This is a genomic window from Fontibacillus forbon (assembly GCF_046559655.1).
Classification (GTDB): Bacteria; Bacillota; Bacilli; order Paenibacillales; family Paenibacillaceae; genus Fontibacillus.
The window spans coordinates 462617-485248 of record NZ_JBKGFV010000005.1 but is presented as its reverse complement, the minus strand read 5'-3'; the positions used below and the strand labels follow the sequence as shown (position 1 = coordinate 485248).

Genomic DNA, 22632 nt, shown 5'->3' with positions numbered 1-22632 from the left:
TTTTTGAACACGCATTTTTATGCATTGAAGTCTGCTATAGAATGGCAAAATTTTCAGCTAACTTTAAGTTTGGATTCAGATAGCTTTAAGTTTCATTTCAGATTGCTTTAATCTTGGCCGCTTACGATGGTTCTTGATACATACGATCTTATGTCTCATAAACCCCTGGGAAGTTGGAGTGAGCCGATGAAAAAGAAAAAATGGATATGGATAGGCGGCGGCGCGGTTGGTATTATATTAATTTCCCTGGCAGTCCTGCTGCTGATTCTTCCGGACAAAAATACGGAAGCAAACACGCCCGTTCAACGGACGACCAAGGTAGCCAAAGGGAACATCCTTGTCAGTGTATCGGGCTCCGGGTCGGTAATATCGACGGACAGCCAGAACGTGCGCACCAAAGATGAAGGCAAAGTCAAAGAAGTACTGGTCAAAGCCGGCGATATCGTCAAAAAAGGCCAGACTTTGTTGACGTTTGAGGCCGAAGACCTATCGGATAGCCTTGAAACCAAAGAGAGCTCCTTAGAGTCGCAAAAAATGGATCTGCTGGATTTGCAAGCACAATACAAACGCCAGGTTTATGAGGGGGCCTCCGAGGAAGCGTTGAACGAGGTTCAGAAATCCATCAATAAACAGGAATTAAACATCAAGAGCACCGAGAAAGAAATAGCTTCAATCAAGGAAGATATGGTTCCTCCGGATCCTTTGGTTTCGCCTATGGACGGTACCGTTACTACGGTCAGCATAACAGCGGGCGAAAAGGCGAATAGCGGAAGTGAACTATTCGTAATTAACGATTATCAAAATTTGAGCGTTCAAATTCAAGTGGACGAGTTGGATATCCCGCAAGTAAAAATCGGGATGAAGGCGACCGTTCAACTCGATGCGCTTCCTGACCAGAGCATTGACGGCGTAGTGTCCGCCATTGCGAATGAAGGCTCCGCTTCCAATGGAGTGTCCCTGTTCGACGTGACGGTCAAATTGAATCAGTCTGACGGCGTGCGGGTCGGCATGTCGGCTGAAGCGTCGATTGTCCTTTCGGACAAAAGTGACATTCTGACCTTACCGGTGGAAGCCGTACAAAAAAGAGACGACACCTACTTCGTGATTCTGCCGTCGGCGGATACGGAGTCGGCCTCAGCGGGCGATCGTACCGGCGGAAGAAGCCCGGCGACCGGGGATGCGAATATGCCGTCCCAACCGACGGGCGACGGGGAAATGCAGACCCCAGCGACGAGTGAGCGGGAAATGCCGATTGGGCCGCCGGCCGACAGTTCGCAAGACGCCACTGCCGGCAAACCTAATGCCTCGTCCCAGCAAAGAACAAGAAACACCGGCAGAGCAAACATGCGGGAAGTCGAAATCGGCGTCCATAATGAAACCTCCATCGAAATCGTCAGCGGGTTGAATGAAGGAGACGAGGTCGTCATTCCGACGGTCATCAGTACATCCTCCTCAGCAAATCAGCAGCAGGAACAAATGATGCAAGGCAGCTTCGGTGGATTCGGAGGCGGCGCTGCCCCTGACGGCGGAGGATTTCCAGGCGGCGGTGGAGGTATGTCCGGCGGTGGCGGAGGGATGCCTGGCGGCGACATGTCCACCGGAGGATCCGGACGCGGCGGAGGTGGAAGATAGTGTCTGAATTGCAGCAGCCTATGATCAGCGTTTCCTCTCTCGGACACGGCTACCGCATGGCCGGAGAGCTTGTTCCCGTTCTCAGTGACATCAGTTTCCAGATTCATCGGGGAGAATTTGTGGCCATCATCGGTCCTTCCGGTTCCGGCAAATCTACCTTGATGAACATGCTCGGCTGCCTGGATATAGCTAATGAAGGAACTTATCTGCTCGATGGCCAAGATGTCAAAAAGCTATCGGACAATAAACTGGCCGTGATCCGAAATGAAAAGATCGGATTCATCTTCCAGCAGTTCAATCTTCTACCCAAGCTTACGGCATTCGAAAATGTAGAGCTCCCTCTTATTTACCGCAATGTACCGTCCAAAGAGCGAAAAAAAGCCATCGAGGAAGCGCTTGGCCTGGTTGGTTTGGCCGACCGGATGCATCATAAGCCCTCCGAGCTGTCCGGCGGACAGCAGCAGCGGGTAGCCATTGCGCGAGCAATCGCAGGAAATCCCCCCGTACTCTTGGCCGATGAGCCCACTGGAGCGCTGGATAGCAAAACCGGGATCGAAGTTATGGAAAAAATGAAAGAACTCAACCGGCTGGGACATACGATCATTATCATTACCCACGACCTCTCCATTGCGGAGCAGGCCAAGCGAATCATCAGCATTCAGGACGGGATGATCGTCGAGGATCGGGGGCTTGCGGTATGAATTTGCTGCAAAGCATCAAAATGGCCTGGAAAAGTATTATCGGTTCAAAGATACGGTCATTGCTGACCATGCTTGGCATCATTATCGGGGTTTCTTCCGTCATTACGCTTGTATCCGTGGGGCAAGGAACTACCTCACAAATCACGGAACAGCTCGAAGGTCTGGGTACGGATTTGTTGACCGTCAGCATTACCGGACGCGGGAATACGACTTCGCTGTCTTACGAGGAAGCGATGCAGCTTGCCGACATCGAGGGAGTAAAGGCGGTATCCCCCGTGGTGAGCGGGTCCGCCACAGCCAAAAAAGACACGGTCAACGATACCGTGTCCATCGAGGGCATTGCGCCGTCGTATGAAGAGGTGCAGGATTTCCACGTCCAGGCCGGGCGTTACATTCTGGATCTGGACAATGAATTCAGGATGAAGGTCGCTTTGATCGGGACTGAAACGGCCAGCACCTTTCTTGGAACGGCAGATCCCGTCGGCCAAAGTATCCAGTTAAACGGGACCAGCTTCAAAATCGTCGGCCTGCTGGAATCGAAGGGTTCCAGCCTGACCGGTTCCAACGATAATAAAATCCTGATTCCGATCAGCACGGCGGAACGCTTTCTGCGAAGCCGGGGCGTCCGTTCTATCACCGTTCAGATTGAAGATACGAAGCAAATCGATCAAGTAAAAACGGCGCTGGAGGCCGCGCTCGATAAAAAGTTCTTGAACGCGGATAATGCCTACACCGTATTTAATTCTCAGGAAATGCTCGACACTTTAAACTCCACGACGCAAATGCTCTCGCTTGCGCTAGGCGGAATAGCCGGCATTTCCCTGCTAGTAGGCGGGATCGGGATTATGAATATTATGCTCGTCTCCGTGAGCGAACGGACGCGTGAGATCGGAATACGCAAGGCTATCGGAGCAAAAAAGAGAAACATTCTGTTGCAGTTTATGGTCGAGTCCACGGCATTAAGCGGCCTTGGAGGTTTGATCGGGGTCGGGCTCGGCTATGGAGCAAGCTCATTGATCGGTCATTACTCTTCCCTTTCCACCTCGGTTTCCATGCCGATCGTGTTTATATCATTCGGGTTCTCCTTATTCATCGGTATCCTATTCGGCATGATCCCGGCCAACAAGGCCGCCAAGCTGAGGCCGATCTACGCATTGCGCACGGATTGATATCACTTCAAGCAATACGATACATCAACAGCGGTTTGCTTCTTTCATAGAGGCATGCCGCTGCTTTTTTCAAGCAGAAAAAAGCGCCCCGAACAAGCCGTTCGGAGCGCCCGGCCGGGCAAGGATCATCGACCCTGCCTGGCTGTATAGTTAAAAATCAATTAAACCGAGACTGATCAACAAAGCGTCATTCACCTTTTTCATCGTCTCTTCGTCTAAATGCGTAATTTTGTCGGTTAATCTCTGTTTGTCGATCGTGCGGATTTGTTCCAGCAAAATAACGGAATCCCGGTCAAATCCATGCGTCGCCGCATCGATCTCTACATGAGTCGGCAGCTTCGCTTTCTGAATTTGTGCCGTGATGGCGGCAACGATCGCCGTAGGGCTGAATCGGTTGCCGATATCATTCTGGATAATAAGCACCGGTCTTACCCCTCCCTGCTCGGAACCTACCACAGGGGAGAGGTCTGCAAAAAAAACGTCGCCGCGCTTTACGATCAATGGTTACACCCCGCTTACTAGGCGGTCCAGAGTGATGTCTGCATCTTCCTCCGCATGGAATGCTTCAGAGGCCATGGACAAATTGATTTTTGCCATCTCCATATAGCCGCGCTGCATCGATTCACGGATAAATCTTTTCTTCCGCTCATTCAAGTACAGTTTCATGGCCTGCCTGATCAACTCGCTGCGATTGGAATTCTCCATCGCCACGATTCCATCCACTTCTTGCAAAAGATGATCCGGTAAACTAATCATGATTCTTTTGGTGTTATGCATGTTGGCCATCCCTAACTTCCACCCCCAAAACCTTGTCGACCCTGATTCCTTGTCATTCAGTATAGCATTATTCAAGGAAATATATACAAAAGAAGTATATGCCGTCAGTATATCAAGTATGCTGCATCTCATTATAAACAAAAATGACATTGCCGTACATACCTGATCATTTCCATGTTTATTCATTCGCTAGTACTGGCATAAATTCCTTCATACAGGAAAAAAGTTTTGTTGGTTTTTGTCATACCCTCTGGTTTTATGGCAAAAGAGGGTTGACCACAATATCGGATTTCCCTGAGCTGACGTACACTCGGGGAACACGATGGGCCAGCATGCATACCAACTCATAGTGGATGGTTCCTAATGCGGAGGCCAGTTCGTCTGCGGTAATTTGCCCGCCGGACTGCTGGCCGATGAGCACAACCTCCTCGCCGGCTTGAATTTCTTCGGCCATATCGGCCAAAGGTTGTAGCGATACCATACATTGGTCCATACAGATTGTTCCGACCACAGGAACGCGGCGTCCGCGTATCAATACTTGCGCCTTGCCGCCAAGCATCCGGGAATAACCGTCGGCATAGCCGATCGGGAGCGTACCTATTCTTTCCTCCCGGTCGGTTACATATTTAGCCCCGTAACTAATGGCGGAATGGGGGGGCATCGTTTTGACCCTCACCAATTCCGTCTTCAACGTTAAAATGGGGCTTAGCTTAATACGGTCCCTCTCGACTTCGTCTGAAGGATAAAGACCGTATAAAGCGATGCCGATTCTCACCATTCGGCACGACAGTTCCGGCAAATCAATGGCAATGGCGCTGTTGCCCGTATGTATAATCGGGATGTGGAATCCATCCTCCCGCAGCGCATCGACCACGTCCTGAAAACGCCGGTATTGTTCCAATGTATAGCTCTTGTCTTCTTCATCCGCCGTGGCATAGTGAGTGAACAACCCCTCAACTTCCAGATGCGGAATCTGCTGTGCAGTGCGAACGAACGCAACCGCTTCTTCTCCGGGAAGCAAGCCAAGGCGTCCCATGCCGGAGTCGATTTTGATATGGACTTTTAGTCTGTGCGAAAATGCCGAAGGATCAAGGTCTCCGATATACTCCAGCACGTCCTGGCTGAACACATTCAACGTGATATCATGCTCCCATGCGGCTCTCACGCCATGAGGCGGCGTGTATCCCAGCACCAGGATCGGGAGTTTGATCCCGGCATGGCGAAGTTCCAGCGCTTCATCCAGAAAAGCGACGCTGAGATAATCCGCTCCATACCGTTCTAGTTCCTTCGCTACAGTCACTGCGCCATGTCCATAAGCATTAGCTTTTACACATGCGAGCAGTTTCATGTCTGCCGGCAATCCCTGCCGCAGTTCCGCATAATTGGAATACAATGCGTCCAAATCAATTAATGCCCGGGTCGGTCGATACATCACTTGCACTTCTAGGTCACCTTCTCTAATGATTGAAAGTCCATGCTCCAAAATAAATACTCAAACAATACACTAATGGTAATGTCCCGGGGAGCGGCTGTCAAATCCGAGAGAAGGCATCTAATGAAGAAAGAGGCGAATAGACGGGTTCCAGATGATGCATTTCACCTGAACGTCCGTAATCCGCCTACTATACTATATTATTTACCCGTTTGGTCCTGCATAGAAGCGGCGATCTTCACCATTTCGGTGACAGGAAGATTATCGCTCGTAATCCGGAACTCCAAGCCGTCCGTGGTCCACGTCAACGTTTGAAGTTCATCGCCGGTCAACAATCCGGCAGTAAAGCCAAGGTCAATCAATTCGCCGGGAACCAGCGAGGCCGTCCGGTCCGGAGACCTGGTTTCCGTGAGCGTGAATTGATATGTACCGTCATAGCGCAGAAGCACCAGACTCCGGTCACTGTCTTCGACGATTTTATCATCCTGATAAACAACACCGTCAGGCAAATAGGTCGGAATGATTACGCCAAAAGGATCGGATATTGCCGGAAGCGCAGCGTTTCCTGTTTCATCTTCCCCCCCAGTAGCGGTATCCTCCGATGCCTGTTCATTCTGGTCCGCCTCCGGTGCCTTTTCAACCAGCATACCGTTCTCATCGACTTCCAGCAGCGTTCCTTTGGCATCCTGGGCCGCCGTATCCAGATTATGCTGCATATCGAAAGATTTATTATCGAACTTGGTGTTAAAATCAAATTTGTCGAATTTGACCTCGACGACTACCTTAGCCTGAGAATCCGAAACCTGCACCTGTTTTGGCGCATAGTTATCTTTTGCCAGCCAGATTTTCTGACGCACGAGCGCATGCGTATTATAATTGGCCGCAACTTCAAATACATAGCTGTCCTTGTCGCTCACGAATTGACGGGAGCCGTCGCTCAAAATGCTTCGTACCAATGTTTGATAAAGGTATACCTGGCCCTGATTTTCCGGCCAATCGCTCTGGAAGCGGAAGCTTTTGTTCAGGCTTGGAGTCAGAACGTATACGCCCTGCTCATTGCGGAGAACGATCTGGGTCACGTCCTTCTCGGCATTGGTAAGCGCGATCCGGTAAAAGGACGGATTTTGATACCAGACCTCGACTTTGTACTCCTGGGGCTTCTCACCTGTATACAACGTCATGATGCCGGAGCCCTGATAGCTTTCCAATTTGGTAACCACTTTGTCCAAATCCTTGACGACGCCGGCGGCATCCTTTTTCCCGCATGCGGCCAGTACGATGCTTAACACGATCAAAATAGTCAGCATCTTTGCGATCCGACGCATGAGATCATCCCCTCTGCAGTTTGATTTCCTAAACTGATACATGTCTATGAGGGAACTTGGCCGATTATGCAGACGAGTTCCGGCTTGGCCGAAAGAGACTTCTCTTACGGTTTCATTTTACGTTGACCTTGCGCGGCTGTAGAAGTAATATAAATCTATATTTGTGAACAACTGTGATGAAGGGTAAGTAGACAGACATGCAGGGATTTCAGAGAGCCGGTGGCCGCTGTGAACCGGTATTCCGCGTTTGATCGAATGGCCTTCGGAGTTGCTTTGCCGAACTGTCCGCCCAGGACAAAGTAGGTATAGCCGGGATTCCCGCCGTTATCAAGGGACAGGTATCGAGAATATCGGGATTTCATAATAGTTCAGGTTCATTCTCCGTACCGGTCGAGACGGCCCTTCCCCCCATTACAGAGGCGGAACGGTCAATTAAGGTGGTACCACGATAACTTCGTCCTTATGCGGACGGAGTTTTTTTTATTTTTTCAAGGAGGTGATGGCCGTGGAAGATGGCTGGTGGTGGCGCAGCTCGATTCGCTGTTCAGTTCCCGTTTACAATGACCTGTTCTCTTCGGAGAATCGGGTTCTCAATTTAAGGAGGAAATCAAATGAACCAGAAACACAAAGAGCGGATGCTTACGGGCGACCGCGTGACCGGAAAACTTCATCTCGGCCATTACGTCGGCAGTTTGCAAAACCGCGTGATACTGCAAAACAAGTATGACTCTTATATTCTTCTCGCCGATGTTCAGGCGCTGACAACCCATTTTGACAGACCGGACTCTATCCGGGAGCATTTGCGCGAGGTGGCCCTCGACTATTTGGCGGTTGGGATCGATCCTAATCAGGCTACGATATTCGTCCAATCCATGGTTCCGGAAATCGCCGAACTGACCGTTTTCTTCTCTATGTTCGTCACGGTAAATGCACTGCGCCACAACCCTACGATCAAATCCGAGTCGAAAGGCAACAGCCTCGACGAACTGTATTACGGTTTTCTAGGCTATCCTGTAAGCCAGGCGGCCGACATTACTTTCTGCAAAGCCTCGATTGTCCCTGTAGGCGAAGATCAACTCCCTCATCTGGAGCTTGCCCGGAAAGTCGTGCGCCGGTTCAATGAGCTGTACCGGCCCGTATTTCCCGAACCGCAAGCGCTGATCAGCGAAACGCCGCGGCTGGTTGGCACCGACGGCAACGCGAAGATGAGCAAAAGCCTCGGCAACGCCATAGAACTGGACATTACGCCGGAACAATTGTCCCATAAAATCCGCCGGGCGGTCACAGACCCGGCCCGGGTCCGAAGACATGATCCCGGACATCCAGAGGTGTGTACGATTTTTGCATACCACAAAGTATTCGAGCCTTCGGAAGCCCCGGAAATCCAGGAAGCCTGCGAACGCGGATCGATCGGTTGCACCGAATGCAAACTTCGCCTCGCGGCCTCGCTCAACACGCTGCTTGAGCCGATGCGCGAACGGCGCTCCCGTTATGCGGGCAACCCTCGCGACCTCGACGAGATCCTCATGGAGGGGACGAGACGGGCCCGGGAGATTGCGCGGGAAACCTTGTCCGAGGTGCGCGAAGCGATGGGACTGGACTATTTCCGAAGCACCTGAAGAAGATTAACAGGATTTCATGCAGCTAATTTCCATACTAAATGGCTCATGATAGATAATAACTGTAAAACCTACAGTTATATCTTCCGTTTCAGGCCGATATCTGCAAAAATCTCGTATTTAGCTGGAGGTTTTCCAGTTAATTCACAAAAAGAGCTTCAACTCCCGAATTAACTGTAGGTAATACAGTTATTTGTAATCAAAAACGGTTGGGCAAATTGTTCATTGCGCCAACCGTTTTTTTGATTACCGCCGTCTTCTCCTCCGTCTCGGTCTTCTCTCCAGCAGCAGGATCGCCAGCAAATCGAACAGTACCAGAGGTAAAATAATCGGAGCAAAGGTCGCGTGGGCCTTGCTGCCTTTGCTATGAACCGCGTCGGTCTTGAGATACAGCCTGCCGTTTCCTACTTTCACGATCTTACCGTAGAAGACTGCTCCGGTTTTTGTCTTGATCCGAACCGGCTTACCCAGATACTTCCGGGCCAGATTTCCACGTGCCGTCGCCGTCAAAAATCCCTCACCTCCTCTAGGTCATGACACAGTATACGTGCCAAACTCCAAGAAAGATTGGGCAGGTGTCCCGGCTCATCGGGACGTCTCACTATTTTTCTGCCGGAAAATGGCTTATGGAATCCAGATAGCTTTCCAGCACCCGGGTGACCCGCTCTTTGTCCAGTCGCTGCGGATCGAGCAAAGCATGCATGGCCAGGCCGTCCACCAACGCGTACAGCATCTCCGCCTCCATGTCCATCCGAGCTCCCTGCTTTAATAGCCCAGCTTGGTCTAGATGAGCAAGAATAATCTTAACCATGCTAAATATCCCGTCATGTTGAGCATCGAAGCTATCCCGCTTATGGCTGTAATAGGCCGTGAATACAAACCATACCTCCATTTCCGCCCTTGTTTGGTCATCGGTCGGTACGATTTCCAACAGCATGCCAAGTACTTTGTCCTTGGCAGGAATATCCTGAGCCGCTATAGACGCGATACGTTGCCCTGCCCTCTCCTTCACCAGGTTCATAGCGTAAGCCAAGAGGCTCTCCTGGGAAGGAAAGTCATGCCTCAGCGCGCCTAGCGACAAGCCGGCTTCTTTGGCGATGTTCCGCACGGTGGCTCCTTCCATACCCTCGTTTACAATGACCCGCCATGTAGCTTCCGCGATATTTTGTTTTCTTTGTTCATGATCTACTTGTTTTGGCATATGTCCAGTGTATCAGAAAAAAAACGTGATGGACATTTTTTTAATACAAATGTATTATATAAAAACAAAACCATCAAATTTTATTTTTCAAAAAGGAGAGAATATGACTAACGTAGCCTGGATGATTGTTGCCTGCGAAATTGCCTTTTGGGTCGTCATCATTGCCGGTCTGACCGTACGATATTTTTTCAAATTGCCAAAGCTGGGGTTATTCCTGCTGGCGTTGACTCCAGTGATCGATCTGATCCTCCTGGTCATGACCGGCCTCGATTTGCATCGCGGAGCTGAAGCCACTACGGCCCATGCCATTGCCGCCGTCTATATCGGCGTATCGATCGCTTTCGGCAAAGTCATGATCGGCTGGGCCGATGAACGATTCCGGTACTATATCGCCAAAGAGGTCGCCGCAAAACCGGTCAAACGGTACGGAATGGACTACGCAAAGCATTATCTTAAAGGCTTCTTCCGCCATATCCTGTCGTTCCTGATCGGAGCCGGACTGCTCATCGGCCTCATTTATTGGATTGATGACCCTGCCAGAACCGAGGCGCTAAGCGGCGTACTTAAATTATGGTGCCTTGTGCTGGGCATCGATTTTATCATCACATGCAGCTACTTCATTTGGCCCAGACAGGCGAAAACCAAAGGCAACACCTCATCCGGTCTCTAACGGCATCTATCCCAACGGTGTAGTACTTAGCTCATAAATGAGGATCGAAGCGGCAATCCCGACATTCAAGGAATCGCATATCCCGTGCATCGGGATCGAAACTTTGCGGATCGCTTCCCCTCCACCGTGCCAAGCTTCGGAAAGGCCATAGCGTTCACTGCCCGCAACGAGGGCCGTATTGCCGCCGCGCCGCCGGGCTGCCTTATAACCTTCCTCCGCCGAGGAATCAGCCAGATAAATCTCGTACCCCCGGGAAACCAGCCAATCCACACAATGCTCCGCTGTCGCAAAACAAACCACGGGGACCACAAATGCCGCCCCCATACTGGCTTTGATTAGTTTGGGATGGGTCAGTTTTACTTTGGTGTTGCAGATCAATACAGCGTCCACTCCCGCTCCGTCGCAACTCCGCAGGATGGTGCCGATATTACCGGGCGACTCCAGGCCGTCCAGTACCATAACCAGAGCGTTATCCGGCAGGATAAGCTCCTGTGCCGTAATCATGGGCAATTCCCCAATCGACAGGAAGCCGTCGGGTTTATCCCGGTCGCCCAGCTTTTCAAGTACCTTTTGGGAAATCAAGTATACCTCGCCGGCCGCATGGATCATTTTCTCGGCCAATTGCACCGCTTCCTGGCTATATGCGCATTCCGGACAAAAAAAGAAGGCGCTAATCGGCAGCCCCGCCGTAAGCAGTTTTTGCTGCGACCACATCCCTTCGGCGGCAAATCGCAGCCGTGACTGTTCGGCAGTACCGTGACTCAGCATGCGCCTGAGTTCCACTATTTTTTCATGATGCATGCCGACCGCTTTGATCTTATGGCGATACTTATCGAGTATTAAAGCTATTTCCGCAGAAACCATAACCCATCGTTCCTTTATGCCTGGCTTATGCCTTTAACCTTAATGGATCAAACTTGCGATCGATACATCAAGTTCGGTTCCTACCTGTTCTTGACACATCGGTGCTGTAAAAACAAAAAAGCCCGCCGCTAGAGATCAGCGGTCGGGCTTTGATTTTATCGTTGTTTCGAATAGACGATGCGCTTAATGCTGTCGTAAGAGAGACAGAAGGACTCGGCGAGAAAATCAATGGAGTGTCCCTCTCGGAATTTATTGCGAATTTCCTGATTTCGATGACTCAGCAAATCCCGGCTTCCGGAGTTTTCGCCCCACTTTTTGCGTACCCCTTCACACATAGGAATGTACAGGGTAGTTCCTTGAACATATTTCTGGAGTTCTCTCAATAAATCTTCCGGTAAAACGACTTCCGCTTTGATATATTTCATCTTTGCTCCGCTCCTTAATTTCTTTTTGAATTTAAGGGAGCAAAGCCTGCGGTAATCAACTATGAATGGAAATAGCCATTCCGTTTAAATAGGCGATAATTCATTACCGCTCCATGCAAGTTATCGCCCCAGTCGATCCTGCAGACTTTGCATGGAGCCCAGCGAGTACGAAATCGATAACCCAAACCATTTTTCGGATCCTCCTTTCACGCTTAAGCAGCACTTTACATAAATATCTTCCATATTCCATAAAAAGGATATAACATCGTTCACATCATTTCCGGTCATTCCCTTCGAGCTTGTTCTTCAGGCAGATGCCGCTTGGCCAAAAGCAAGAACGGCAGTCCGAACGCCGCTGTAAGCGCGATGATCCCGAAGATCAGTAAGGGCTGACTTACGCCAATCGCATCCAGTAGAAACCCGCCCAGCAATGGGGCCATAACATTCCCAAGATTGTTAAATCCGAACATACCGAAATAGGTCCCCCGGAGTTCATGCGGAGCGATCCGATCCACCAGCACATCCGTCATGGTGAACATTAAAACTTCGCCGATCGTAAACAGGACAACCCCAAACATCATCGTCCAAATATTAGGAACAAGGCCGAATACGAGCAGGCTGCAGGATACGCAAAGATTCCCTGCAATCAGCGGCACGATAGGAGAAAAGCGGCTGGAGAACCGGACCAGCGGGAACTGAACCACCAATACCACGACCGCATTCAGCGACAGCATATAACCGAACCATTTGGCCCCGTCCGTGAAGCTTGGACTTAACTCCAAATACTGTGCCAGCGTCGAGCTGAAATGTCCGTAACCCAGCACGCAAAAGATCATCCCGATCAAGACATATACAAATGTACGATCCCTTCCGGTGATCCGCAGCGCCCCTTTTAGAGTCAGTCTGTCACTGCTTTGCTCCGACACCCCGCCAATCTCTTTATGCACCAGAAACTGGGCGACCAGAACCGCCCCATAGCAAAAGTAAACAAGGCCGGCTATGTAGAACGCGCTTCCCGAATTGGAATTGCCCATTTGCAATCCAAGAATCGGCCCGGCCACGACCCCCAGATTAATGGCGGCATAGCGGAGATTGAATACGAGCAGTTTACTCTCTTGCGGAGTGATGTCCGCCAGCAGGGCGCGGGACGTCGGCTCGAACATCGCGCGGCAAAGTCCGTTAAGCGCGTTAATGACGAAGAACATCCAGATTTGATTCGCCAGAGCGAAACCGACAAATACGACAGCCCAACCGAAAATTGAAATAAACAGCACCTTCTTGCGACCGATGACATCCGATATGTAGCCGCCATAAAAGCTTGCAAATACGCCAATCAGCGAACTTACCGCAACCACAATGCCTGCCTGCGAGGGCGAAGCGCCCAACCGGTTGATCAGGTAGATGGAGAGAAAGGGTATGCTCATCGAAGTTGCCATCCGGCCAAAAATCGTCCCAATGATGATGGTCCATGATAACGGATGAATTTGTCTCAAGTTTGCGTTCATAAGCTACGCCTTTCCTGATCGAATTTAAAAACTATTGGACTATTAAAACCGAGATGCCGTTATCTGTCAAGAAATTCGAAGGAAAAGAAAAAAAGTCCAAAAGCCGTCGCTGTTTCGCTAACAGACGATGACTTTGGACTAGGGGGAACTATTTTAATGAAGAGAAACTATTTAGCAAAGTAATGAATCATGCCTTTAGACTTGTCCAGACGCAGTAATCCTATTTGCTCCGGATGGCTGCCGCTCCCGGTTCGTTTTCATTTTCTCAAGTAAAATGTCATGGAAACTGAGAGAAGCACTATGATTATCATTTCTTTTTTCCCTATTAGCCGCTGATGACTTGGGGTATTGGGAATGATAAGGCACGGGGCTATGTACGCTGAGATTCATGTCATAACTCCTTTGCAAAAAAAGGTACTGGCCTTAGCTGCAAATCACAATGCGAAATTCAACATTCAGCATCCCGATTCGCCGCGGCGCCGCATTTCTCTTACTCTTACCCTCTTTGCACTTCCCGTAAACGCCTGTCAGCCAAATCAGGAATAAAGTACCCCTTATGCAATGACATTCAACGTTCGGCAGGTATTATGATCTGGACCGTTGTACCGATACCCGGCCTGCTTCCGATAGTAACTCCGTACTGGGCGCCGAAATGGAGTTGGATCCGGCTGTTGACGTTCCTGATGCCATACCCTGTGTTTAGACCTTCCACCGGATCAAAGATTTGCCGGATCAGCTCTTCGGACATCCCGATGCCGTCATCGATGATTTTGAATACGATGTTCGCTCCTTCCCGCTTCCCGGAAACGCGAATATGGATGCTGTTTCCGAACCAGGCATGCTCCAGCGCATTCTCGATAAAGGGCTGCAAGATTAACTTCACGGTAACAAAATTGATAATCTCGGGGTCAATATCGTAAAAAATGGATACCGAATCCCCGAATTTGGTCGTCTGGATATTCATATAGGCTTGAACCTGCTCCAATTCGCTGCGGATCGGGATTACGGTCCGTCCCTCATTCAGGGATAACCTGTAAAACTTCGCCAGATCCAGCACCATCCGCTGCAGCTTGTCGACTTCACCGAACTGGGCCAAGCGGCTGATCGAAGACAGCGTGTTATAGAGAAAATGCGGGTTGATCTGGGCTTGCAGCGATTCCAGTTCGGCTTCCTTTTTTTCGATTTGGGTTACGTACACCTGCTCGATCAGTTGGTCAATGTTGCGGCCCATTTCATTCAGCGCCGAAGCAATTTGCGAAAATTCATCTTTCCCCCGGTAGCCCATCCGTTTGCGCAAATCCCCTTCGCGGAATGCGTTCAGCACGAATACGATTTTGTTCATCCGAATCGAAAAATATCTTGAGATGAACATGCCCGCAAAGGTGAAAATAACCAGGCACAAAAAACAGATCAGGATAATGAACATACGCACCTTTTTCGAATCCTGCTCCATTACCGTCATGGGTACATAGGCCTTTAGCTGCCAGGACTGGTCTCCGACCGATTCCTGAATGGTCAAATATTCCGCATTCGGATGACTTTCATTGGACGTTTTCGGAACCGTCCCCGACTGGTAAAGAACTCTCCCGTATTCGTCCTTGATGACAAGTGCGCTGCCATTCCCGATTTTACTATAATCCACCGACTGAAACAGTTCCTCGGTACTGACGCTGATTCTCATAAACCCGATTTCCTTCAGCTCCAGCGGCTTTTCGAAATCGACCAATCTGCGCAGCAAAGAAATCCGTCCGAATTCCATATCCCGCTCTACCCGTTGCCACAGCTTGGTTTCCCCGAATTGTTCCGGCGGAAACTCTCTGTGCCAGGGCTTATCCTCAATCCGTTTCAAATGGTATATATTATAATTTCCTTCGAGTTCATCCGGCCGCTCGTTGTCGAGCGAACCGTAATAAACCTCCGGAAGCGTTTCGTTCGCCAAAAATAAATACATCGCGATATTCAATCCGGTAGATTTCACCGCGATCGAAAATTTGGGTTTGAGGATTTTGGTGGTCCGCTCGTAGCTCTCCCATCCTTTTTCATAATGCCTGAGTTGGGTAATCAGGGAATAGTCGCCATACAACATCGCCGATACCCGGTCCACGTCTTTTAATTTGTACTCGATGTTGTCCTTCATTTGAATCAAGGTTCCCTGAATATTGTTCCTTGTTTGCTGGCGGATCGAATCCTGATACATAGAATGCGAAAAATAGCCTATGGCAATCACAGGCAAAATAATGAACACCATGTAGGTAATCATCAGTTTATAACCGAACGGAATATATTTAAGCTGCTGCTTCTTCACTGAAGTGGGCATGATCATTTCCTCCGTCACTGCTCTCCTTTACGGAACTCCATCGGGGTAATCCCGTACGTCTCCTTGAACTGCCGACTAAAATAAGGAATATAGCGGTAGCCGACCTGATCGGCAACTTCATAAATTTTCGAAGTCGGGTTTTTGAGCAATTCCCGGGCCTGTTCCATGCGCATACTGATCAGCATTTCGCTGAAATTTTTGCCCGTTTCTTCTTTAAACAGATGTCCCAGATAGTTCGGAGAAAATGAAAATTGCTCCGCGATATCCTTCAGCGTGATATTCTCTTTGATTCGCTCCTTCATCGTCTTCAAGATTTCCCGGATCAGACGGCTGTTTTTGGTAGCTCGCTTTTTCCGGATCATTTCGGAGATTTCAAACACTTTACGGACGAGCCAGGAACGGATATCCCCCATCATTTCGAATTTAAGCACAACATCGAGGCTGTGCAGTTCCATCCCCAACATATCAAACAGGTCCTCATCCAATTCCTGCAAATAATGGTCGAGTTTGAACACGATATACATCGCCAGATTATACACCGTAAATTTGGAACGCAGCGTGGAAACCGACTTGAACAAATTGTCGATTTCGTCGTGGACGCGAACGAGATCATAATTCGCCATCGCCTTGAACAAGGCGTCCAGACGAATATCCAGTGTCTTGGCGTCGTTTAGCTCAGGCGCCCTTCTGACATCCTCGTAATTGATGACTTGACCGCGGCCAAAAAACATTTTGCCGTCCAACGCTTCCAACGCCTGTTTATAGGATATCGTCAGTTCGGAGATATGCTCTACTTCTTCGCCTAACCCCACCGTTACAGACATCGAGATCGTGGAATCGATCGAGCCGCGGATTTCTTCAAGACTTCGTCCCAGACCGGAGCCATGCAGAACGACGGCCATCCGGTTTCTCGTCAATTTGCAGCTGTGAAGCCCGTTACTGTAGATCACTTCGTAAAGCTGCTTGAGGCAGCTTTCAAGTTTTTTATGGGCATCGTTCTCCAGATCCTTCGATTTCAGCCAGTGCAAATCATCAATTTCAAGCACTGCGGCGCGAAGCGGTCCTTTCAAGTGGTCCAGATCATAGGAAGCCGCCAGTTTCATCAGACTGTCGGAATGATCCCAGACCAACTCCCCTTCCAGCAGCCGGACGAGGAGGTCGTTTTTGGCCATAGGCTTCATATGGCGGTAATTCTCCTCGGCTTCCCGCTGCTTCGCCTCCAGCTTCAATTCCTCGGTAATTCCGATCAGCGAGGCGATCAGTTCCTCATCATCCATCGGTTTCAGCACATAACTGCATGCCTTTAACGACAGGGCCTCTTTGACGTAATGGAAATCCTGATAACCGCTTACAAAAATAATCCTGACATTCGCCTTCTTTTCGATGGCGATTCGGGCCAGCTCAAGCCCGGACATATTCGGCATATTCACATCCGTAACCAGAATATCGATCGGCTGCCGGTCCATCACCTCGCAAGCCATAAAACCGTTGCTGACGGCATCAACGACTTCAAGTCCAAGCTCATTCCACGGTATAAACCGCTTCATCCCTTCCAAATCAAGCAATTCGTCATCGGCCAACAACACTTTATACATATCGAGAATCCTCCCAAGGATAGGATCTTGAATCCAGTATACCGTTCCGATATGTCCCTGAACAGACAAATAACCGTCCGGGAAAGATAGGGAAAAAGGGCCCGGATGAACCAGGCCCTTTCATTTTCTTGATAAAGATTAATTGCCGTTAATCATCGCCAAGTTCTCGCTCCACTTCTTGGCGAAGTGTTCCAGCGTCTTATCGAATCCGGCGGCCATCGTATCCGCATCCGCCTTATCCAGCAAGGCTAACGTTTCCTCGTCGGACTTGGTATACAGGGTTTGCGCTCTCACTTGATCCCAGATATCTTTGGCGCGCTGGAACGCAATGCCTGCTTCGCTGTCCGGGCTTGGCGGCATATTGACGAATTCCGTAGCGTCCCCTTGCGTTTTCCAGGTGATTTGATACTGCCAGTAAGTCGCCCAGTTCCGTTCATTCTCGGCCAAGGTCGTTTCGTACTTGCCTTTCGTGTCGTCCGCGAATACCGTGTTGCCGACCCACATTACCGGATCCATGAACTTCTGGTACTCGGCCAGCTTATCTTTTTGGGTAGCGTACTTCTCGGTAAACTTAGGCGTATATCCATCGGCTTCATAACCTTGCCAGTACTCGCCTTCTACGCCCCAGAATTGCAGCGTCGTTCCTTGCGGACCGGTCCACCAGTCGAGGAAGGCGAAGACCGCTTCAGGATCTTTGGCGCTCGTCGTGATGACGGCTGCGTTCCAGCCCAGTTTGTTGTAAGTCCCCGGATAAATTTTGTTCTTATCCAATCCTTCTTTGTGAATCGGCCAAACCATGAAGTATCCCAAATTCGGATCGTTCGGGTCTTTCTTTCTCAATTCGGTATCCGCCGCCATCGCATAGACCGTAGGGTTTGCCGTAGCGTATACCGCTACCCGGCCGTTCATCAGCTTCTCGTCGACCTGGTCGCGGGTTTGCGTAAACGCATCCTGCGTCATCAAGCCTTCGCGGAACAATTTTGCGGCAAATACCACGGACTCGCGGAAAGGCTCATCCTTATAGATCGATTTCATCTTGTCGCCATCCGGAACGGCAAAGAATCTGGTGAAGCCCAAGTTATTTTCCTTAAAGGCGGAATAAATTTGGTCCAGACCGTGTCCTTCCGCGGCGAGGTCGGTTTCAAACGGAATCACGTTCGGATATTTTTCTTTAACCTGTTTCAAATAGGCGTAAAGATCGTCCGTCGTTTCGAGCTTTGGCGAACCAAGCGACGTATAGATCTCCTTGTTTATGACCCAGCCGGCGTTCCCGTTCGGACGGTTGGTGTACCAGTTCGGGAATTGATACAGCTTGCCGTCCGGCGAACGGAGCATGTTCAACGCTTTCGGATCGAGCCATTTTTTCAAGTTCGGATATTTATCGATATAATCGTCCAGCGGCACGAGCAATCCCGCTTCGCGGAGCCGTTCGACATCGGTACCCCGTTCGCCCCAAACTATATCGGGCAATTCGCCCGAAGCGATCATCGTATTCAGCTTTTGCGCAGCATTGCCGCCGTTCGGCACTTCCGTTACCGTGATCTTCATGTTGTCCTGCACCCATTTCGTGGTGACGTCATCGCCCCACTTAGGCATCGTATACCAGTCGTAATTGCCGAACAGAGAAATGTTAAGCGGTTCTTTTCCAAGCTCGTAGAGCTTCGGTCCTTCGGAGGTAGCCTCTGTGTTTGTCGGCTCCGGACTGTTGCCGGTCTGGTCGGCCGGCTTGGCGTTGTTGCTGTTTTTACCGGAGCAACCTGCAATCAGCGCAATAATCGTCAGTACCGATAAAACAGTAACCAGCCATTTTCTCCTCTTCATCATATCGCTGCTTTCCCCTTTCAGAATACAAATGATTTGATCTATGGTTAAAGCTTGTGCTCTAAACCCGCTCGAAATGTCGGTTGTCCATTTAAGCCTACTCCTTCAGCGAACCGACCAGTACGCCCTTGACAAAGTATTTTTGCACAAAAGGATACACGCAGATAATCGGAAGCGTCGCAACGATCATCGTCGCCATCGAAAGCGATTTGCTGGTAATCGTTTTGGCCCGCTGCAAATGGGCCAGCGACGAAGCATCCAGGGAACCGGCCTGTTCGGAAACGATGTTCGATAACAGAATCTGCCGCAGTATGGTTTGAATCGGGTACTTATCCTGATCGGAGATGTAAATCCCGGCAAGGAACCATTCATTCCAGTGTCCCACGGCGGTAAACAGCGCCAAAGTTGCGATAACCGGCCCCGACAATGGGAGAACAATTCGGAACAAGGTGCCCCAGTTGCCGCATCCGTCGATTTTTGCCGATTCCTCCAGCCCGGACGGAAGCCCTTGGAAAAAAGTTCTGAAGATAATCATGTTCCATACGCCGATCAAAGAAGGAATAATGAAAACCCAAAACGAGTTCATCAAACCGATGTTCCGAATCAGCATGAAAGTAGGAATAAGACCGCCGCCGAAGTACATCGTGATGATACACATGACCATATAATATTTTCGGCCCATCAGTTCTTTTTTGGACATGCCGTAAGAGAAGATTGCCGTGCACAGAATGGCGGTTGCCGTACCTATAACGGTCCGGAGAACCGAGATCATAAATCCGCTCATCAAACGGTCGTCCTTAAATACGACTTTGTAGTTTTCCAAGGTGAATACTCTCGGCCAAAGCGTAACTCCGCCTTTGGAAGTATCGATCCCCTGGTTAAAAGATACCGCAACGGCGTTCAGGAAAGGATAAAGCGTCGAAACCGCCAGCAGAATAAGAAATGTATAGATAAAGATCATCATAATGCGATCACCCATGGTGTCCCTCATATCAAGCAACCTCCTCTGAATATATCCCGATTACCACAAACTGTTGCCCGACCGTCGTGCTATGAAATTCGCCATGGTCAGCAAACCGACGCTAACTACGGCTTTAAATACTCCGACGGCAGTTGCATACGAGTATCGGTAATTGTCGATCCCGACCCGCACCACGTACGTATCCAACACATCGGACACATCCCTGATCGCCGGATTGGCTGCGAGGATCAAAATATCTTCAAAGCCGGCGCTCAGCAGGTTCCCGATAGCGAGGATCATGAAAATGATGACCACGGGCATAATGGACGGAATGGTGATCAGGTAGGTTTGCTTAAAACGGCTCGCTCCGTCGATGGAAGCGGCTTCATATGTATTTGGATCAACGCCTGCAATCGCCGCAAGGTACACAATGGAGCCGAACCCGATTTCCTTCCACACATTCGTCGTTACGAGAATGCCCCAGAAATACTGCGGCAGCGACAAAAAATTTATCGGCTTGTCTATGAGATTAAGCTTCTCGAGCAACATGTTTATACTTCCGTTATCCACGGCCAGCATGGCGCTGACCAAGCCGCCCAGAATGACCCAGGACATAAAATGCGGCAGGTAAGTGATCGTTTGGACTACCCGTTTGAACGCCATTTTTCGGACTTCGTTCAGCATTAAGGCTAAAATGACCGGCGCCGGGAATCCTATGAAAAATTTCAGCAAGCTGATCACGATCGTGTTTCTCATGACCGGGCCGAACTCCGGAGAATTGAAAAAGTAAATAAAGTGTTTGAATCCCACCCAGGGACTGCTGGAAAAACTTCGCCCAATCTTGTAGTCCTGAAAAGCGATCAAAATGCCGTACATCGGAATGTAACTAAAAATGAAAATCAGAATTAAAGCGGGTATAACCATAAGCTGCAAATCAATTTGCTTAAAAAAACGGGCAAACCCTCCCGGTTTGCTGCGCGCCGAATCTATCGGCTTTTTTACGGATAGTTGCGCCATATCTGTTCCTCCTCCAACTGCTTTCTCCGTCTAACTTTATTTTAAAGAAATGAACGCAGGGTTACTATCTGCCCAATCAACGAAAAATGATAATAATCAACAGGGGTTATATATCATTACATGGAAGCTGTTTTTGTTGTAATATAGTTCAAGTGCAAATCTATTACGCAGCTATTCAGGAGGCCATACTATTGAAATCCAATCCTACTCCCTTGCAAAAAAAATTACTCCCGAGACACATCAGTTTTATGGCGATGGGCGGGGTTATCGGAACAGGCATCTTTAAAGGGAGCGCCGAAACGGTCAGCCTGGCCGGACCCGGCGTCATCTTCTCTTATGCCCTGGCCGGTTTATTGCTTCTGGTCGTCATGGGCGCCATCGCCGAAATGGCTACCGTGTACCCCGGACTAAATATGAAAGACTTTATTCGCAAAGCGTTCGGTGAACGCGTTTCGTTCATCATTGGCTGGCTGTATTGTTTCATGTGGCTCACCGTTTGCGTGATCGAAGTAATCGCGGCGGGCAGCTTTCTGCAATTTTGGCTACCCGACGTCCCGCTATGGGTGCTCAGCCTGGCAAGCGCCGGATTCATTCTGGCCGTCAATATGATGAGCGTCGGCGGTTACGGCGAATTCGAATTTTGGCTTGCGGGCATCAAAATCGCCATGATTATCGTGTTTATCGTTTTGGGCGCCTGTATGCTGTTCGGGATCATCCCGGGTGCGAGTGCGCCATGGCAACATAACTTCACCGCCTACGGCGGATTTTTCCCCAACGGCTGGACGGCGATCTTTTCCGCACTGCTTGTCGTCATGTTCTCTTATGGCGGCTCCGAGTTGATCGGACTAACGCTGTCGGAAGCGCAAGATGCGGAGAAAGTTCTTCCAAAAGTCGTAAAGAGCTTTATTCTCCGGGTCGTCTTGTTCTACACCCTGCCGATCCTGATCATTTGCGGGTTGATTCCATGGAATACGCTAAGCGAGCATACCAGCCCGTTTGTCCAGGTGCTTACTTCAGCGGGATTGCAAGGCTCGGCGCATCTGATGAACTTCATCCTGATCACGGCGGTATTGTCCGCGGCCAACTCCGGAATCTACGGAGCAACGCGCATGCTGCATTCGATGGCCGTCGATGGTGAAGCCCCGGCGGGGCTAGCCCGTCTGTCCGCCAAAGGCGTACCGATAAACAGCCTGAAACTGAGTGCGGTCGTGCTAATCTTGGGTTCCATGATCGCATACTTTGCGCAAGATAACCTATTTCGCCTGTTGATGGCCGTACCGGGATTTGTCGTTCTGCTCGTGTGGATCAGCATTCTGTTATCAGAGTGGAAACTGCGAAAAACTTATCCGGTCAAACCCGGATTTATTGTCTGGGGCTATCCCTATATCACGTTTACGTCCGTGATTTGTCTGTCCGTCATCGCCCTGCTCTTTTTGTTCGACGCGCAAAACCGGATCAGCATCGGCGTCTGTCTGGCCGTGATGTGCGTACTGACGGTCTGGTCCTTCTTCCGCTTCAAACGGGAGTCCGCCCGCCGCTGATCACCCGGTATTCTCCTGTTCCTCTCCCGCCTCTATGCGTGTTACAATGAAGGTTGTTAA

Annotated in this window: 20 protein-coding genes and 1 other annotated feature; of the genes, 6 read left to right on the top strand and 14 right to left on the bottom strand. The window is 49.9% G+C overall.

Translation table 11 applies throughout. From position 1 onward, the window contains the following. Nucleotides 1–186: 186 nt before the first annotated feature. Genes ACLB09_RS20995 through ACLB09_RS20985 form a run of 3 tightly spaced genes read left to right on the top strand, consistent with a single transcriptional unit; the run spans nucleotide 187 to nucleotide 3502 of the window. On the top strand, nucleotides 187–1632 hold the full coding sequence (locus ACLB09_RS20995) for an efflux RND transporter periplasmic adaptor subunit (protein WP_410771800.1): 1446 nt from the start codon (nucleotides 187–189) through the stop codon (nucleotides 1630–1632). A gap of 20 nt (nucleotides 1633–1652) precedes the next feature. Beyond that, complete coding sequence (locus ACLB09_RS20990; protein WP_410771827.1) at nucleotides 1653–2333, top strand: ABC transporter ATP-binding protein; 681 nt, start codon at nucleotides 1653–1655, stop codon at nucleotides 2331–2333. Next, complete coding sequence (locus tag ACLB09_RS20985; RefSeq protein ID WP_410771799.1) at nucleotides 2330–3502, top strand: ABC transporter permease; 1173 nt, start codon at nucleotides 2330–2332, stop codon at nucleotides 3500–3502. Before ACLB09_RS20990 ends, ACLB09_RS20985 begins: the two co-directional genes overlap by 4 nt. Nucleotides 3503–3652: 150 nt before the next feature. Here ACLB09_RS20985 and ACLB09_RS20980 read toward each other — a convergent pair whose 3' ends face one another. The 4 genes from ACLB09_RS20980 to ACLB09_RS20965 form a co-directional block, all read right to left on the bottom strand. After that, nucleotides 3653–4003 carry a type II toxin-antitoxin system PemK/MazF family toxin gene (locus tag ACLB09_RS20980; protein ID WP_114496546.1) on the bottom strand — a complete coding sequence of 117 codons (351 nt, stop codon included), beginning with the start codon at nucleotides 4001–4003 and terminating at the stop codon, nucleotides 3653–3655. A 3-nt stretch (nucleotides 4004–4006) separates the two neighbouring features. After that, a complete protein-coding gene (locus ACLB09_RS20975; RefSeq protein ID WP_018750966.1) occupies nucleotides 4007–4288 on the bottom strand; it encodes a CopG family ribbon-helix-helix protein in 282 nt (93 codons plus the stop codon). A gap of 247 nt (nucleotides 4289–4535) precedes the next feature. Beyond that, the gene (gene alr / locus ACLB09_RS20970) at nucleotides 4536–5720 is read right to left on the bottom strand and encodes an alanine racemase (protein ID WP_410771798.1); all 1185 of its coding nucleotides are present in this window, start codon (nucleotides 5718–5720) and stop codon (nucleotides 4536–4538) included. Between the two features lie 191 nt (nucleotides 5721–5911). Continuing rightward, nucleotides 5912–7036, bottom strand: coding sequence for an outer membrane lipoprotein-sorting protein (locus ACLB09_RS20965; RefSeq protein ID WP_410771797.1), 1125 nt, complete (start codon nucleotides 7034–7036; stop codon nucleotides 5912–5914). A gap of 164 nt (nucleotides 7037–7200) precedes the next feature. Further along, nucleotides 7201–7501, top strand: a binding site (T-box leader). Between the two features lie 146 nt (nucleotides 7502–7647). On the opposite strand from ACLB09_RS20965, the gene trpS reads away from it, so the two are divergent. Then, nucleotides 7648–8655, top strand: a complete 1008-nt coding sequence (trpS, locus tag ACLB09_RS20960) for a tryptophan--tRNA ligase (protein ID WP_410771796.1) — start codon at nucleotides 7648–7650, stop codon at nucleotides 8653–8655. A gap of 246 nt (nucleotides 8656–8901) precedes the next feature. Here trpS and ACLB09_RS20955 read toward each other — a convergent pair whose 3' ends face one another. Further along, nucleotides 8902–9165, bottom strand: a complete 264-nt coding sequence (locus ACLB09_RS20955; RefSeq protein WP_410771795.1) for a hypothetical protein — start codon at nucleotides 9163–9165, stop codon at nucleotides 8902–8904. Between the two features lie 91 nt (nucleotides 9166–9256). Continuing rightward, a complete protein-coding gene (locus ACLB09_RS20950; RefSeq protein ID WP_410771794.1) occupies nucleotides 9257–9856 on the bottom strand; it encodes a TetR/AcrR family transcriptional regulator in 600 nt (199 codons plus the stop codon). A gap of 103 nt (nucleotides 9857–9959) precedes the next feature. Between ACLB09_RS20950 and ACLB09_RS20945 the strand changes: the two genes are divergently transcribed. Continuing rightward, nucleotides 9960–10526: a hypothetical protein gene (locus ACLB09_RS20945; RefSeq protein ID WP_410771793.1), complete on the top strand. Its 567-nt coding sequence runs from the start codon at nucleotides 9960–9962 to the stop codon at nucleotides 10524–10526. Nucleotides 10527–10532: 6 nt separating this feature from the next. On the opposite strand, the gene ACLB09_RS20940 is transcribed toward ACLB09_RS20945, so the two are convergent. From ACLB09_RS20940 to ACLB09_RS20905, 8 genes are all read right to left on the bottom strand, one after another. Next, on the bottom strand, nucleotides 10533–11390 hold the full coding sequence (locus ACLB09_RS20940) for a TrmH family RNA methyltransferase (protein WP_410771792.1): 858 nt from the start codon (nucleotides 11388–11390) through the stop codon (nucleotides 10533–10535). 155 nt (nucleotides 11391–11545) lie between these two features. Next, the gene (locus tag ACLB09_RS20935; protein ID WP_410771791.1) at nucleotides 11546–11815 is read right to left on the bottom strand and encodes a CD3324 family protein; all 270 of its coding nucleotides are present in this window, start codon (nucleotides 11813–11815) and stop codon (nucleotides 11546–11548) included. A gap of 284 nt (nucleotides 11816–12099) precedes the next feature. Next, a complete protein-coding gene (locus ACLB09_RS20930; protein ID WP_410771790.1) occupies nucleotides 12100–13320 on the bottom strand; it encodes an MDR family MFS transporter in 1221 nt (406 codons plus the stop codon). A 568-nt stretch (nucleotides 13321–13888) separates the two neighbouring features. After that, nucleotides 13889–15637, bottom strand: coding sequence for a sensor histidine kinase (locus ACLB09_RS20925; RefSeq protein WP_410771789.1), 1749 nt, complete (start codon nucleotides 15635–15637; stop codon nucleotides 13889–13891). A 14-nt stretch (nucleotides 15638–15651) separates the two neighbouring features. Then, nucleotides 15652–17232 (bottom strand): response regulator, encoded by a 1581-nt coding sequence (locus tag ACLB09_RS20920; RefSeq protein WP_410771788.1) that lies wholly within the window; start codon nucleotides 17230–17232, stop codon nucleotides 15652–15654. Nucleotides 17233–17370: 138 nt separating this feature from the next. Beyond that, entirely contained in the window at nucleotides 17371–19056 is a 1686-nt protein-coding gene (locus ACLB09_RS20915) for an extracellular solute-binding protein (protein ID WP_410771787.1), read from the bottom strand. Between the two features lie 94 nt (nucleotides 19057–19150). Continuing rightward, nucleotides 19151–20044 carry a carbohydrate ABC transporter permease gene (locus tag ACLB09_RS20910; protein ID WP_410771786.1) on the bottom strand — a complete coding sequence of 298 codons (894 nt, stop codon included), beginning with the start codon at nucleotides 20042–20044 and terminating at the stop codon, nucleotides 19151–19153. Nucleotides 20045–20074: 30 nt separating this feature from the next. Continuing rightward, complete coding sequence (locus ACLB09_RS20905; RefSeq protein ID WP_410771785.1) at nucleotides 20075–21031, bottom strand: ABC transporter permease; 957 nt, start codon at nucleotides 21029–21031, stop codon at nucleotides 20075–20077. Between the two features lie 191 nt (nucleotides 21032–21222). Between ACLB09_RS20905 and ACLB09_RS20900 the strand changes: the two genes are divergently transcribed. Beyond that, entirely contained in the window at nucleotides 21223–22572 is a 1350-nt protein-coding gene (locus tag ACLB09_RS20900; protein WP_410771784.1) for an amino acid permease, read from the top strand. The last annotated feature ends 60 nt before the right edge of the window (nucleotides 22573–22632 follow it).

Excerpts from the sequence above, each read along its gene's own strand:
- ACLB09_RS20995 (WP_410771800.1), top strand. The coding sequence starts at position 187 with ATGAAAAAGAAAAAATGGATATGGATAGGCGGCGGCGCGGTTGGTATT.
- ACLB09_RS20990 (WP_410771827.1), top strand. The coding sequence starts at position 1,653 with ATGATCAGCGTTTCCTCTCTCGGACACGGCTACCGCATGGCCGGAGAG.
- ACLB09_RS20985 (WP_410771799.1), top strand. The coding sequence starts at position 2,330 with ATGAATTTGCTGCAAAGCATCAAAATGGCCTGGAAAAGTATTATCGGT.
- ACLB09_RS20975 (WP_018750966.1), bottom strand. The coding sequence starts at position 4,288 with ATGGCCAACATGCATAACACCAAAAGAATCATGATTAGTTTACCGGAT.
- ACLB09_RS20965 (WP_410771797.1), bottom strand. The coding sequence starts at position 7,036 with ATGCGTCGGATCGCAAAGATGCTGACTATTTTGATCGTGTTAAGCATC.
- trpS (WP_410771796.1), top strand. The coding sequence starts at position 7,648 with ATGAACCAGAAACACAAAGAGCGGATGCTTACGGGCGACCGCGTGACC.
- ACLB09_RS20950 (WP_410771794.1), bottom strand. The coding sequence starts at position 9,856 with ATGCCAAAACAAGTAGATCATGAACAAAGAAAACAAAATATCGCGGAA.
- ACLB09_RS20945 (WP_410771793.1), top strand. The coding sequence starts at position 9,960 with ATGACTAACGTAGCCTGGATGATTGTTGCCTGCGAAATTGCCTTTTGG.
- ACLB09_RS20940 (WP_410771792.1), bottom strand. The coding sequence starts at position 11,390 with ATGGTTTCTGCGGAAATAGCTTTAATACTCGATAAGTATCGCCATAAG.
- ACLB09_RS20935 (WP_410771791.1), bottom strand. The coding sequence starts at position 11,815 with ATGAAATATATCAAAGCGGAAGTCGTTTTACCGGAAGATTTATTGAGA.
- ACLB09_RS20930 (WP_410771790.1), bottom strand. The coding sequence starts at position 13,320 with ATGAACGCAAACTTGAGACAAATTCATCCGTTATCATGGACCATCATC.
- ACLB09_RS20925 (WP_410771789.1), bottom strand. The coding sequence starts at position 15,637 with ATGCCCACTTCAGTGAAGAAGCAGCAGCTTAAATATATTCCGTTCGGT.
- ACLB09_RS20920 (WP_410771788.1), bottom strand. The coding sequence starts at position 17,232 with ATGTATAAAGTGTTGTTGGCCGATGACGAATTGCTTGATTTGGAAGGG.
- ACLB09_RS20915 (WP_410771787.1), bottom strand. The coding sequence starts at position 19,056 with ATGATGAAGAGGAGAAAATGGCTGGTTACTGTTTTATCGGTACTGACG.
- ACLB09_RS20910 (WP_410771786.1), bottom strand. The coding sequence starts at position 20,044 with ATGAGGGACACCATGGGTGATCGCATTATGATGATCTTTATCTATACA.
- ACLB09_RS20905 (WP_410771785.1), bottom strand. The coding sequence starts at position 21,031 with ATGGCGCAACTATCCGTAAAAAAGCCGATAGATTCGGCGCGCAGCAAA.